The following is a 13,327-nucleotide window of genomic DNA, read 5'->3' as shown; positions in this document are numbered from 1 at the left end:
AGACAGAGCCATGCTTGATGTAAGCCCAAACAAGACCGTCACCTTCAACCTGAACGGCGATGACGTCACCGTGCCCGAAGGCACCACCATCTGGGAAGCGGCCAATGGCCGTGGGCTGGTGATTCCGCATCTGTGTCACAAACCGGCACCGGGCTACAAACCCGATGGCAACTGCCGCGCCTGCATGGTCGAGGTGGAAGGCGAGCGTACGCTGGTCGCCTCGTGCATCCGTCCGGCGGCTGACGGGATGGTGGTGAAAACCGACACCGACCGCGCCGAGAAATCGCGCGCCATGGTCATGGAACTGTTGGTGGCCGACCAGCCCGAGCAGCCGCACGATGCCTCGAGCCATTTCTGGGACATGGCCAAGCTGAACGATGTCAGCGACAGCCGTTTCCCGGCGAAAGAGCCCGAGAAGATTCCGCTGCTGGATGACAGCCACGTGGCGATGCGGGTCAATTTGGATGCCTGCATCAACTGCAACCTCTGCGTCCGCGCCTGCCGCGACGTACAGGTCAATGACGTGATCGGCATGGCCGGGCGCGGGCATACCGCGCAGGTGGTGTTCGACCAGAACGACCCGATGGGCGAGTCGACCTGCGTGGCCTGCGGTGAATGTGTTCAGGCCTGCCCGACCGGCGCTCTGATGCCCGCCACCGTGCTGGACGACCAGCAGCACGGCGACAGCAAGGATTACGACTCTGAGACCGAAAGCGTCTGCCCGTTCTGTGGCGTGGGCTGCAAGGTTTCGCTGAAGGTCAAGGACGGCAAGGTCAAGTATGTCGAGGGTATCAACGGCCCGGCAAACGAAGGCCGTCTGTGCGTCAAGGGCCGGTTCGGGTTCGACTATATCCACCACCCGCACCGCCTGACCAAGCCACTGATCCGGCGCGAGGACGCGCCCGAGAAGGGGCTGAACGTCGATCCCGGTAACCTGTCGACCCATTTCCGCGAAGCAACTTGGGACGAGGCGATGGATCTGGCCGCAACCAGGCTGAAAGCCCTGCGCGACGAAGACCCGCGCAGCGTTGCGGGCTTTGGTTCGGCCAAATGCACCAACGAAGAGGCCTATCTGTTCCAGAAGTTCATCCGTCAGGGTTTCAAACACAACAATGTCGACCACTGCACCCGTCTGTGCCATGCGTCGTCTGTGGCCGCTCTGATCGAGAACGTGGGCTCGGGCGCGGTGACGGCGACCTTCAACGAGATCGAGAATGCCGATGTGGCGATCATCATCGGCGCCAACCCGATCGAGAACCACCCCGTCGCGGCGACCTATTTCAAGCAGTTCGCCAAGCGCGGCGGCAAGCTGATCGTGATGGACCCGCGCGGTGTCGGCATGCGCAAATTTGCCGACGAAATGCTGCAATTCCGGCCCGGTGCCGATGTCTCGATGCTGAACGCGATCATGAACGTGATCGTCGAGGAAGAGCTGTATGACAGCCAGTACATCCACCGCTGGACCGAGAACTGGGAGGCCGAGAAGGAGCATCTGCGCCAGTTCGCCCCCGAGAAGATGGCGCCGATCTGCGGCATCGAACCGGATCAGCTGCGTCGCGTTGCGCGCACCTTTGCGCAAGCCAAGGCTGGTCTGATCTTTTGGGGCATGGGCGTCAGCCAGCATATCCACGGCACCGACAATTCGCGCTGCCTGATCTCGCTTGCATTGATGACCGGGAATGTCGGCAAACCCGGCGCGGGTCTGCACCCTCTGCGGGGCCAGAACAACGTGCAGGGCGCATCAGACGCCGGCCTGATCCCGATGTTCCTGCCGGACTACAAGACGGTGACGGATGACGGCATTCGCGCGCAGTTTACCAATATCTGGAAATCGGACGACTTCTCGAACGAGAAGGGTCTGACCGTCACCGAGATCATTGACCAAGCCTATGCGGGCAACATCAAGGGCATGTACATTCAGGGTGAAAACCCGGCCATGTCCGATCCGGATGTTGGCCACGCACGTGAGGCCCTGGCCAAGCTGGACCTGATGATCGTGCAGGACATCTTCCTGACCGAAACCGCGAACTATGCCGACATCATCCTGCCGGCCTCGGCGCTGTATGAAAAGAACGGCACGGTGTCGAACACCAACCGTCAGGTGCAACGTGTACGTCCGGCCGTGGCGCCTCCGGGTGAGGCGCGCGAGGATTGGAAGATCACAGTCGAACTGGCGCAGCGCATCGGGCTGAACTGGGACTACTCCGATGTGTCCGAGGTCTTTGCCGAGATGAAACTGACCATGGAGTCGCTTGACAATATCACGTGGGAACGGCTGGAAAACGAGACGATCACCTATCCGTCGCTCAGCGAAACCGATCCCGGCCAGTCTATTGTGTTCGGCGATGGTTTCCCCCGCGCGGGTGGCAAAGCAAGGTTCACTCCGGCCAATGTCATCCCGCCTGATGAGGCGCCCGATGATGAATACCCGATGATTGCCACCACCGGCCGTCAGCTGGAACATTGGCATACCGGCTCAATGACCCGCCGGGCAAAGGTTCTTGACGCAGTCGAGCCAGAGGCCAATTGCTCGATGAACCCGCGCACGCTGAAGCTGATGGGGATTGAGCCGGGCGAAATGATCCGCCTGACCACGCGTCGTGGTTCGATTGAAATCATGGTGCGCGCAGACCGGGCCATTGCCGAAGACATGGTGTTCATCCCGTTTGCCTATGTCGAAGCGGCGGCGAACATCCTGACGAACTCGGCCATCGACCCCTACGGCAAGATCCCCGAGTTCAAGTTCTCGGCCATTCGTGTCGAAAAGATCGAGGATGCGATGGCAGCGGAGTAAGATCGCTGCCAGACTGAACGAAGGCGGCCTCTGGCAGGGGGCCGCTTTTTTCTTTGCCGCGCCATCGTTCAAACGATTGCCCCATCTGACTTGCCCTGGCAATTCGTTGGGTTTTCATTTGGCTGCGGCACCACGCAAGTTTCCGTGCTGGCGATTGCATCGCGACCACCAACGAAATCGGAAACAGGCGTCGATAAGACAATTTGTACACCCGTCACCTGCTTGGGCGACATGAACGGATGGCTCAACTTGGTTTCTTTTTTGACAGTTGGTCAGTAGTCACGCTCGAAAAACACACCCACGCCCGTCTCTCCTCGGCCATCGACCGTACCGCGCACGGTGAAATTGTCCGTGACATCGAGGTTCAGGTTCACTTCGGTGTCACCTTCGGTGTTCACGGTGAAGTCCGTATAGAGGTTTTCACCCAGGTACGCGCCCGCGCCCAAACGGCCCGCGCCGCTTTCGGACGCTCCTATGTCGACCGTGTCGACTCCGGTGGAGTCGCGGAGACCTTTGGTTGCATCCCCTCCCGCACCGCTAAGCTGCGCCAGTGATGCTGCCATCTGCGCGATCAGGAACGGCGAGATTTCTGAAAACCGGTTCCCGAACAGCAACATTGCCAGTGCTTCTTCAGCCGGACGTTCGGGGTCGGAAAACACATTGACCTCAGGTGAATCCAGCGGGCCGGCAATTTCGATCGTCGCGGTGCCGTCAGACGTGCTGGCTGAAGACTCGAACTCGATATACGGGGTCAGGTCGCCCTGCAACGTGACGATCCCTTTGGTCAGTGCCAATCTGCGGCCCAGAATGTCGAAATTCCCCCGGATCAGTTCGATCTGACCGGACGGAACGACAGAGGCAGTGGTGCCGCCGATGAAAATTCGACCACCCAGTTCAGCGTTCACCCCGCGCCCTCTGACGAAAACCGCTTTGGGTGCAAGCAGGCTAATATCCAGCGCAATACGGGATGCGCTTTTCTCCGATCCTTCGGTCACGACCAATCCGGCCCGCTCTCGGGTGACGAAACCGGCGCGACTTTCGTTGATGTGCTGGATGTCCGGGATAGGTGCCGCGCCTACCGCGCCGGACGCGGCGGCAAGGTTGATGTTGGTTTCGTCAAACGTGATCTGACCGGCAAGCGAACTGTTTCCGGCCAACGCCCCGGTCATGGCAATCTGACCGTTCAGGGTGGTTTCATACAGCAACCGGTCTGTCAGCACCAGGTTGTTCAGGGTGGTGGTAATCTGGGCGTTGAACGGAGGGGTCAGGTCAACAGGCCCGTTGACGGTAAAGTTGCCGCCCGCCCGAACTCCGCCATTCAGTGTGATGTTTGCGCGACTTTGCGCCAGATCCACCTGACCACTGATCCCGGTAATGGTCTGACCAGCACCCGGAATGGCAAGGGATGTGCCCGAAGTGGTGACCGAACCGCTCAGCGACGCCAGCGCCGGAGCACCTTTGAGTGCCAGATCGAAGCGCGCCGACCCGTCGATCTTGTTGGGTGTGATGAAGACATTCGCGATCCCAAGGTTGATGCCGCCCTGTGCCTTCAGATCCGCCTGACTGCTGGTTTCATCAAAAGTGCCGGCCAACGTGGTGTCTATGTCGGCAGGCCCTTGCGCCTTGGCGTCAATCGTCCAGACACCGTTATCGCGTTTGGCCGTTCCCTTTGCTGCCACAGTGCCGGGAAATTCGGGAACGAACCGCTCGATCCGGTTCAGTTTGGCGTCAAAATCCACATCAGCCGAGCCATTCTGGCCGACCGTTCCTTGAAGGCTGGCGTAAGAGCTGTCAGGCCCGTCCAGGCGAGCAGTGCCTTCCAGTCCAGAGCCGGTCGGAGCGACGTTCCCGCTCAGGTTCAGCGGTCCGGACAAAGTTTGCGACAGACGGGCAAGGTCATCCAGTTTGGCGGAAAAGTCCAAACCGCCGGCGTCTCGGTTCAGCTTGCCCGATGCATTCGCCGAAAGGGCGGTTCCAATCAGTTGGAACGTACGGATATCCAGGCCTTCATCGTTGTTCATCGCGTCCACGGTCAGGTTCGTTCGCCCCTGGATCAGGTCGTCAACGGCGTCGATCCCGGTTTTGATGTCGTCCGCCGCCAGATTGCCTTTTACGTCGAACGCTTTGCTGCCGACTGCGCCCTTGCCGGCAACATCCGCTCGGATCGCCCCTGCCAGATCGCGTTTTGCAAGGCTGGAAAACGGTGACAGGTCCGGGATGTTCACATTGACCTGCCCGTCAATGGCAAGGGCTTTCCTTGGATCGTCTATGGTAACAGAGGCCTTGGCGGTCAGGGCTGAACCGTTCACCGATGCGTCGCGGATAACAATCTGTTCTTGGCTCAGCGCACCGTCGAACGTGATCTCGTTGCGACCGACCAACAGAGGGTCGATCTCGGTTAGACTGGTTTTGATATCCCGGCCCGATACGCTGGCCGTGCCGTCAAACTCCAGCGTCTGAACGGTTCCTTTTCCGTTCAGTTTCGCTTGCACTGCACCCCCAAGCTCGCGTTTGGCAAGGCCGGAAAACACGGACAGGTCTCGGGAATTGACCGTCGCCTGACCATCGATCGTCACGTTGCCATCAGGGGTCGTTACGGTGCCGTCGGCCTGGGCGCGCAAGGTATCACCGATCAGGGTGAAATCTCGGATGGTTACGCCATCTGCGCCGCGCCTGGCGTCGAGCGTTATTGTTGTATTGCCCTTGATCACCGGATCGATGTCATCACGCCCGGTCGAGAGGTCGGTTCCTTCGACCTCCAGTTTGCCGTCGAAACTGCCTTCCAGTGGTGAGCCTTGACCGTTTAGACGGGCCGAGACCTGGCCTCCCAGCTCCAGTTGGGCCAGTTCTGAAAACCGGGACAGATCCGTGGCTTCCAAAGTGGCGGTGCCGTCGACGGCCAGACCGGTGGACAGGCCGCTGACCAATGCGTCGACGCCCAATTCGTAATCCGCACCAACCAGTTCGAGACCGGTCAGGTTCAGGGATTGGTCACTGCCATATTCGAAAGTGCCATCCAGAGTGACGAGGTCGCCAATTGCTGCATTCAGGGCCTTGTCCGCCAGGTCAATACCGTCCAACGCGGCCTGCAGGTTGCCATTGATTTTTAGCACTGCGCCCTGTTCCAGGGTCCCGTGAGCAGTAATTTGCGCGCGCTCCAAATCAACCTGCTCGGCCTGCACGGCGTTTGCAGTCAGGCTTAGGTCCCAATGATTGCCGTTTTTTTCGTCGTACAGCGCCGAAATCTGTGCTGCTCCAACGGACGTGTCACCGCCCGAAGCTGGAAGAGTTACCCTTTCACCCTCCGGCGGCGTTATGCGTCCTTGCAGGGCTGCGAGTTGCAATCGCCCACCTGCCGCCAACTGTAACTGGCCTTTCAGGTTCAGTGCTTGTGACGAGATCTCAAGCTCGTCAATTTCCAGCGCACCTTCAGGTTGGGTTCGCCCATCCACATAGAGCTGTGTTTTGGCACCGAAAAACGTATCCATTTCTTCGGCGACAAAAGGTGTCAAATCACCGCCGAGATCGGCAGTAAACGCAATGCCCTCTTCTGCGCTGGCCGCGGCAGTCGGGGCCGAGCGTAACCGAACCTGACCCGTCACCCGAGGCTGACCATCGCTGCTGAGACCGATATCGGCCGTAAAATCGGTCACGGGTCCGGATCCTTTCGCTGTCAGCGCGATAGGCGGGGTATCCGGCATTTTAAGAGCGGTCGAGATCAGGCCGCCCGCCGCCTCTGTCACCTGAAGATCAAGATCGATCTGGCTGTTTGAATTCTGAAAGCCCGCTGTCAACTTGATTTCATCACCTGCCCGGTCCAGCCGGGTGATATCAAGGTTGGTGTCCAGCGTCCCGTCGGCCAGTGACAGGTTGCCACTAACCGCCAGTTCTGCGGCCACTCCGATCAGGGGCTCGCCCAAAGCCAGCTCGTCGATGCGAATTTCACCGATTTCGATGGCAACAGGCAGTTCAGGCAGTTGGAAGCCTTTTGCCTCTGCGGTTGGCGGCGGCGTGTCTTTGGTGGTGGTGCCAGGCGCGCGGGCAACATCGATCTCTTGCGCCGTCAGGGCATTGACTGAGAACCGCCCACGGATCAAAGCCAGCCGGTTCCAGTCAAGTTCGGCATCTTTTATGGTCAGCCAGACCCCTTCGTCATCGGCAACGGTGATCTCGGCAATCGTGGCACGTGAACTCAGTGCACCTTGCAGACCTTTGACAGTAACGTTCTGATCCTCGCCCGACAGGGTATCCTGCAGGAACCGCTCGATCATGCTGCCGCCTTCGTCCTCCTGCGGATGTCCGGCCACAGGCACGATTGCCAGCGCGCCGATCAGCAGAGGGTATGAAAGGTACCGTCTCAAAATGCCTGTCCTATCCCGATATAGAACTGTAGCCCGTCCCCGGTGGGACCGCTGACAGGATAGGCCAGATCAAGACGCAAGGGGCCAAACCCGCCCAGATCATATCTTACGCCAATACCGGCGCCCGAGTGATCTTCTTGCGCGCCGCTGCCGACAAAGGAAGATGTATCGACGACACCGTAGTCATAAAACCCAACCAGCGACAGGCTGTCAGTAACCTTGCCACGGATCTCGCCGGACAAGCCAATAAATGACTTGCCGCCCGCGATGCCGGTCCCGACCGGAATGCCAAGGCTTTCATAGGGTTGCCCGCGAACGGTTCCCGCACCGCCCGAGAAGAACAGAAAGTCAGGCGTGACGCCATCGGCAGGTGGGCCAATCACGGATCCCAGCTGCGCGCGACCGGCCAAAACGATCCTCCCCCCTGTCCCCAAGCTGGTATAGGCCCGCCCATCAAAGAAAAGGCGGAGGCCGGTATCCGTACCGGATATTCCGACAAAGGGCATGACTTGCGAGTCCAGATAGAATCCGCGTGTGGCGCTGACTTTGCTGTCGCGTTGGTCCCATTCAGACCGGAAGGGCAGGATGAAATACCTGAACTTGCGACCAGTGCCATATGCGTCGTCGGCGTCTGACAGCTGAAACCCGGCGGATGCCTCGGCATATAAGTTGTCGGAAAAAGTGCGGCGCGCACCATAGGCCAGCGAAGCCACCGTTACATTATAGTTTTCCGTGTTGCGGCGTTCCAGCAGGGCGCTCCAGAAGGTGTTGTCATCCGGGCCAAGCCGGTCAGGTTGATCCAGACGCAACCCGATCCGGCCATCAATATCCTCTGCACCGCCAATATTTCGAACCGCCACTTCGAAGCGCAGACGTTCTGCGCGCCTGAACATATTGCGATGGGTCCACGTCGCGGTCACATCAACACCATCGCGAGAGGCCAGTTCGACACCAAAGGTCAACCGACGTTTGGGCAGGTCTTCGAACGTGGCATCGAAATCCAGTGTGCCATCCGGATTCGGCGTCTCTCGTTCCTGCAACGAGACCACGTTGAACGTGCCGGTCCGGCGCAACCGTGTTCCCACCTTCTGGATTTTCTCAGGGGAATAGACCTCTCCGCTTGGAAACCCGGCGATCTTTTCGATGGATCTGTGGCGCACATCTGAATTGCCCTTGATGAACATCTTGCCAAATGTCAGCCTGCGCCCGGGATCAAGGTCGATCTGGGCATCCAGACGGGCTTGGGCGTGGCGCGCGATGATTGTCTGACCCGCAATTCCGGCTTTTGCGTGACCCGCGTCCCTCCATCCCTGAACACCGGCCGAGGAGGCCTGTTGAATGGCACCGGTCGTCGCCAGTTTCCCGGGGGCAAAGTTTTCGGGCAGTTCCGTTCCGGGGGCCAGGGGCTTGACAGTGGCGGTGCCGAATTTGAAGCTTGGCCCGGTTTCAACGGTAATCGCAGCACGGTTTATTTGTGCAGGCACCGTGAGAGAGCTCAACTCGGCCGCCTCCTGTCCATCAAGCTTGATGCTGACGACCGGGCTGAAATACCCTTCGTCGTAAAGGATTTGCACGATCGTACGGTAATCCGACAAAGCTGCCGAGAGGATTTCAAGCGGGGTGTCGAGGCCGCGTTCCTCAGCCGTGGTTACTGAGGAGGTCTCCTTGAGGCGATCAACCAGTTCTTTCGATGCGCCGGGGGCCGAAAGGGAGGTTTCCAGCGCCGCCAGCGTGGTTGGGGCCAAAGTCACAACTGTGGCCATCAGCCAGCGCCCCAGACGGCATTGCCGCTTGCTCCTTTGCATGAATTGCCCCAACTGTCCCAAATCCAGTTCTCTTGTCCGTGTCGTGCACGGCCCTTTGAATTCAGGTTAGAGCATCTGAAAGCGGATGGGGAAAGGAATTATACATGAGACGAGAATTTTTTCGGCCAAATCGTGTTGAGGTTGCCGCCCGGCTATTCGGCTGCCATAAGGCGGGCCACGTCCAGCATTCGCGCCGAGAAGCCCCATTCGTTGTCGTACCAACCAAAGACCCTGACCTGATTTTCACCCACCATACGGGCCTCGGGCCCGGCAACAACCAGCGATTCAGGGCGGGACCGCAGGTCGGACGAGACCAGTGGCAAATCAGTCCAGCCAAGCACTGGGGATGCAGCAACGGCCTGCTTCAGGGCTCGATCGAAGATCTCGGCGCTCATACCGCGCTGCAATGTGACCACGAGGTCCACGGCTGACACACTTGCCGTTGGAACGCGGACAGCCGCGCCCGAGATACGCCCGGCCAGATGCGGAAGGACGACATCGATAAGGTGCATCGCGCTCGATGTGGTCGGAACCATCGACAGCGCCCCAGCCCGAGAACGGGCAAGGTCGCCACGCGGCGCATCCACCATCGGTTGGCTGTTGGTATAGCAGTGGATGGTGGTCATGTGCCCCGATGCAACACCGCCGATATCGTCGATGACCTTGACCAGTGGCACCAGCCCATTTGTGGTGCAGGATGCGTTTGACACAATCCGGGCGCTGCCCAACTGGTCTTCGTTCGCACCCAGAACGATGGTGACATCAGCAGCGGGGGAGGGGCCTGAAATCAGTACTTTGCCTGCGCCCGCAGACAAACCGCGACGCGCAACGTCCGAACTGCGGGCGATACCCGTACAATCCAGCATGACGTCAACGCCCGACAGATCAACGCGGGACAGATCATCGCTATGGGTCATGGGAATTGAGTGCCCATCCACGATCAGCGCGGCGTCCCCTGCGGACACATCGCCGGGATAGGGACCAAATGTGCTGTCGTATTTGAACAGGTATGCACAGGTGTCCAGCGGCGCGATATCATTGATCAGCACCAGCTCGATATCTGACCCTGCCGGCAGGGCCAGAACCTGCCGCAGGATCGTACGGCCAATACGGCCGAATCCGTTTATTGCGAGTTTCATGCGCAAGCTATGGCAGGCCGGTCGGGCGACCTCAATGCCTGATCTGACGCTGTGTCAGTTGCAGCTGACCTGCGAGAAAAACTGGCCCGAGATGTTCTGGTACATGCTGGCCACAATCGGTTTGCAACCCGTTGCCTGCTGAATCGCGGCAATGGCCTGAACGGTGCGCAGGCGCGGTGGCGGACCGAATGGGTTGAGGTTGTTGTTGTCACGCGTGGCGCGATAAACGACCGGCGCGTCGGAAACCTGTGTCACCGCCCAGGTGCGGCTCATGACGAACACGGATTTGGTTTCTTCCTTGGCCGAGATGGGGGATGCAAAAAGGGCCGCGGATGAAGCGAGTGCTGCGACGGCCAGCAGGGCAGGGCGTAGTTTCATGGAACAATCTCCAGTGCTCAAAATCAGAATTTACTTGGATTTCAGCAAATTCCGACCCGCCTGTGAAGCCCCAAGGTCAGAAATTTGCGACGCCACCCCGTCGGAAAGGTGTTACCGGCGAGCTGTGGGCAATGGCAAATGTCGGTTGCAGTCCCTGTGCCGCCAATGCCCGAACCACCCCGGATCGCCCGCGTTGCGGGCTTGCGAACAAAAGTCTCGCAGACAGGTCTTTCCGGGGTGTTTTGAAGGTTCGCGTCAGGGGCTTGGCCCTGCCGGATTAGAGGTATAACCTTGACCACAAATGATTTCAGCTCTGCGAGGCCGCCATGAATGCCCCATGTTTTACCGCCATCGCCGCATGCGGCATTTTATTGATGAGCACTGTGGTCGAGGCCAAGCCCCTTTCTCGAATCATAGCCGAGATGGGGTTGTCTCCGGCAGATTTCGAAGTGGTCAACGCAGCCTCGAACGCGCTTTTGACCAGCGGTACGCCTTCCGTGGGCCAGGAACGGTCATGGAAGAATGACGACACGGGTTCCAAGGGGACAATCCGGGTGCGATCGGTACAGGGAAATTGCGTTGGTCTTCAGCATGTGATTCAGCCGGAAGGCGGTGATCAGAGCAGGGAAATCCGAACCCGCCGCTGCAATGACGGCAACGGCAATTGGATCCTTACGCCCTGATTATCAGCTCAGAATTCAGTAGCCCTGATCACGATTGACTTCATGCAGCAAGGCCACGCCGGAACTGAGGCGTCGGAAGTTTTCAGCCACATCCGACAAGGCGTCGCCCAGATGCCAGCCTGAAACATGTGGAGTGATCGTCACGCCGGGGTGGCGCCATAGCGGGCTGTCTTGTGGCAAAGGTTCCCGCGAGGTGACGTCCAACACGGCATGCCCCGGAACCCCTGCTTCCAGTGCCGCGATGAGGGCGTCCTCATCAATCAGATTTCCGCGCCCGGCGTTCAGCAACTGACTGCCGGGTTTCATCGCCGCCAGCATCCGGGCATCAAACAGGCCAGCGGTCTGAGGGGTCGAGGGCAGGATGGCGCAAACGTGGTCACATTGGCCAAGAAGCGCGGGCAACGCGTCCTGCCCGTGCATGCAAGTTACGCCTTCAATGGCTTTGGGCGTCCGGCTCCAGCCCATCACCTGAAAGCCCACGGCGTGCAGCATCCGCGCGGTGCGGGCGCCGATGTGGCCAAGACCTAGAACACCGACCACGGTGTCCGGCGTAAAAACCGGTGCGCGCGGGGACCACTCGGCGCGGGTTTGGGCCGCTTCGTGAAACGCCATGTGTCGCTGAGCGCGCAGGATATAGGCCAGAAACCACTCGGCAATGCCCTGTGCCGGTGCGTCAGGCTTCAGGCGGGCGATGCGAACGTGACCGGGCAGACCGGGATGGCTGACAATGGTCTCTACCCCTGCGCCCAGCTTTTGAACCAGTTTCAGGTTCGGCAGTCGCGTCGGGTGGTCACGTTGCATGTCAACCACGGCCAGCATCGTTATGTCATCCGGATTGCCCAACGTTTCGGCGGTGCGGATATCCGCATCCGGTAACACGGCCTGTAAACTGCGGGCAATTTCGTCATCACTTATCCAGTTGGACAGCCCGGTTTCGATCAACAACGCCATGTGCGGCTCCTGCATATGTTTGATGTGGTGACGTCCCGTCACTGCGGTGGACAGGGCCCGGGCAGTTAAGCCATCCTTGCGGCAAAAGTATAGCCCGGACCCGGTGCTTCAGAGGGACATTTCCGAAAACATGACAATCAGTCTGGCCGTGCAAATTCATGATCATCTGCAAGACGTTGCTGATATGACCGGGGCCGAGGTCACTCGGATGGATGACACATGTTTCCCTTGCGGTGATGGCGAAACTGATCGCAAGGCCGGCTTGTCCTGCGTTTTCGCCGCCAAAGTCGGAACGGGGAAAGTGTTTGAACGCCTGGGTTCAGACAAACTGAAACGATTTGCGCAAGAACAGACCTGAGGATCACATGGCCGAAGCGCTCGACTTTACCAACACGACCTATTTTCATCAGCGCGAGGACGGGGCGTTTGTTGGCAACGATGCCGCGCGCGGGCCTTGGTCTGCCGCACATTGCCACGCGGGGCCGGTCAGCGGCTTGATCGTTCGGGCCGCAGAAACCGAAATCGGCCCGGAGAAGATGCTGACCCGACTGACTGTCGATTTGCTGAGGCCGCTCCCGCTGGCCGGGCTTCGCGTTGCGGCAGAGACCACGCGCCACACAAAGACGCTCGGGACTACGCGGGTCACGGTGCACGATCTCGACGATACGTTGTGCGCCAAGGCCACAACCATGCATCTTTTGCGGCGCGATCTGGGGCAGGTGCCGAATGTCGAAATGGATGCGCCGAGAATAGAGGACGTCGTCGATGGCCCTTTTCCGATAGGTGAAATTCGCCACGACCTGCCGGGCTTTGCCCATTACAGCGATATTCGCTATCCCTCAGGGGGAAAACAGGGGGCCGGACCCAAAACGATTTGGATGCGTACTCCGCAGCTTTTGCAGTGCGAGGATCAATCGCCCATACAGGCCCTGTGTCCGTTGGCGGATTGTGGCAATGGTATCTCATGGAATGCGCCGACCACGGAAATGGGGTTCATGAATACGGACCTGACTGTGCATATCCACCGTGAACCGGTTTCGGATTGGCTGGCCTCAAAATCGATTTCGCATTGGCAGCCTTCAGGCATCGGCATGTCTCAGTCCGTCCTCTTTGATACACAAGGTCCGGTGGGCACAGCGCTGCAAACACTGGTTCTGTTTCCGCCGACCTGATGGTGGGCCGGATTTCGCATCGGGAGTGAAAATGTCGTTGCCGC

The 13,327-nt window shown here is 59.4% G+C and carries 10 protein-coding genes; 4 read left to right on the top strand and 6 right to left on the bottom strand.

Annotation, left to right across the window (positions count from 1 at the left end):
- Positions 1-10: 10 nt before the first annotated feature.
- Positions 11-2,794: a formate dehydrogenase subunit alpha gene (fdhF, locus tag GS620_RS13565; RefSeq protein ID WP_171616340.1), complete on the top strand. Its 2,784-nt coding sequence runs from the start codon at positions 11-13 to the stop codon at positions 2,792-2,794.
- Positions 2,795-2,862: 68 nt separating this feature from the next.
- Here fdhF and GS620_RS13560 read toward each other — a convergent pair whose 3' ends face one another.
- The 5 genes from GS620_RS13560 to GS620_RS13540 form a co-directional block, all read right to left on the bottom strand.
- Entirely contained in the window at positions 2,863-3,042 is a 180-nt protein-coding gene (locus tag GS620_RS13560) for a hypothetical protein (RefSeq protein WP_171616338.1), read from the bottom strand.
- 24 nt (positions 3,043-3,066) lie between these two features.
- Positions 3,067-7,155, bottom strand: coding sequence for a translocation/assembly module TamB domain-containing protein (locus GS620_RS13555; protein ID WP_253283931.1), 4,089 nt, complete (start codon positions 7,153-7,155; stop codon positions 3,067-3,069).
- Positions 7,152-8,960 (bottom strand): autotransporter assembly complex family protein, encoded by a 1,809-nt coding sequence (locus GS620_RS13550; protein WP_171616336.1) that lies wholly within the window; start codon positions 8,958-8,960, stop codon positions 7,152-7,154. Before GS620_RS13550 ends, GS620_RS13555 begins: the two co-directional genes overlap by 4 nt.
- A gap of 152 nt (positions 8,961-9,112) precedes the next feature.
- Positions 9,113-10,099 carry a type I glyceraldehyde-3-phosphate dehydrogenase gene (locus tag GS620_RS13545; protein ID WP_171616334.1) on the bottom strand — a complete coding sequence of 329 codons (987 nt, stop codon included), beginning with the start codon at positions 10,097-10,099 and terminating at the stop codon, positions 9,113-9,115.
- 54 nt (positions 10,100-10,153) lie between these two features.
- Complete coding sequence (locus tag GS620_RS13540; protein WP_170344942.1) at positions 10,154-10,477, bottom strand: hypothetical protein; 324 nt, start codon at positions 10,475-10,477, stop codon at positions 10,154-10,156.
- A 374-nt stretch (positions 10,478-10,851) separates the two neighbouring features.
- On the opposite strand from GS620_RS13540, the gene GS620_RS13535 reads away from it, so the two are divergent.
- A complete protein-coding gene (locus tag GS620_RS13535) occupies positions 10,852-11,160 on the top strand; it encodes a hypothetical protein (RefSeq protein ID WP_253283503.1) in 309 nt (102 codons plus the stop codon).
- A gap of 15 nt (positions 11,161-11,175) precedes the next feature.
- Here GS620_RS13535 and GS620_RS13530 read toward each other — a convergent pair whose 3' ends face one another.
- A complete protein-coding gene (locus GS620_RS13530) occupies positions 11,176-12,111 on the bottom strand; it encodes a glyoxylate/hydroxypyruvate reductase A (RefSeq protein WP_171170889.1) in 936 nt (311 codons plus the stop codon).
- Between the two features lie 130 nt (positions 12,112-12,241).
- Here GS620_RS13530 and GS620_RS13525 point away from each other — a divergent pair, with 130 nt between their 5' ends.
- Positions 12,242-12,469: a hypothetical protein gene (locus GS620_RS13525; RefSeq protein ID WP_171616332.1), complete on the top strand. Its 228-nt coding sequence runs from the start codon at positions 12,242-12,244 to the stop codon at positions 12,467-12,469.
- Positions 12,470-12,476: 7 nt separating this feature from the next.
- Positions 12,477-13,283 (top strand): thioesterase family protein, encoded by an 807-nt coding sequence (locus tag GS620_RS13520; protein WP_171616330.1) that lies wholly within the window; start codon positions 12,477-12,479, stop codon positions 13,281-13,283.
- Positions 13,284-13,327 lie beyond the last annotated feature (44 nt).

The sequence above is a fragment of the Ruegeria sp. HKCCD6428 genome (genome assembly GCF_013110595.1).
Taxonomy (GTDB): Bacteria; Pseudomonadota; Alphaproteobacteria; order Rhodobacterales; family Rhodobacteraceae; genus Ruegeria.
Note: the sequence above shows the minus strand (reverse complement) of the source record. Positions and strands in the feature narration are given on the sequence as shown.

Excerpts from the sequence above, each read along its gene's own strand:
- fdhF (WP_171616340.1), top strand. The coding sequence starts at position 11 with ATGCTTGATGTAAGCCCAAACAAGACCGTCACCTTCAACCTGAACGGC.
- GS620_RS13550 (WP_171616336.1), bottom strand. The coding sequence starts at position 8,960 with ATGCAAAGGAGCAAGCGGCAATGCCGTCTGGGGCGCTGGCTGATGGCC.
- GS620_RS13545 (WP_171616334.1), bottom strand. The coding sequence starts at position 10,099 with ATGAAACTCGCAATAAACGGATTCGGCCGTATTGGCCGTACGATCCTG.
- GS620_RS13540 (WP_170344942.1), bottom strand. The coding sequence starts at position 10,477 with ATGAAACTACGCCCTGCCCTGCTGGCCGTCGCAGCACTCGCTTCATCC.
- GS620_RS13535 (WP_253283503.1), top strand. The coding sequence starts at position 10,852 with ATGAGCACTGTGGTCGAGGCCAAGCCCCTTTCTCGAATCATAGCCGAG.
- GS620_RS13530 (WP_171170889.1), bottom strand. The coding sequence starts at position 12,111 with ATGGCGTTGTTGATCGAAACCGGGCTGTCCAACTGGATAAGTGATGAC.
- GS620_RS13525 (WP_171616332.1), top strand. The coding sequence starts at position 12,242 with ATGACAATCAGTCTGGCCGTGCAAATTCATGATCATCTGCAAGACGTT.
- GS620_RS13520 (WP_171616330.1), top strand. The coding sequence starts at position 12,477 with ATGGCCGAAGCGCTCGACTTTACCAACACGACCTATTTTCATCAGCGC.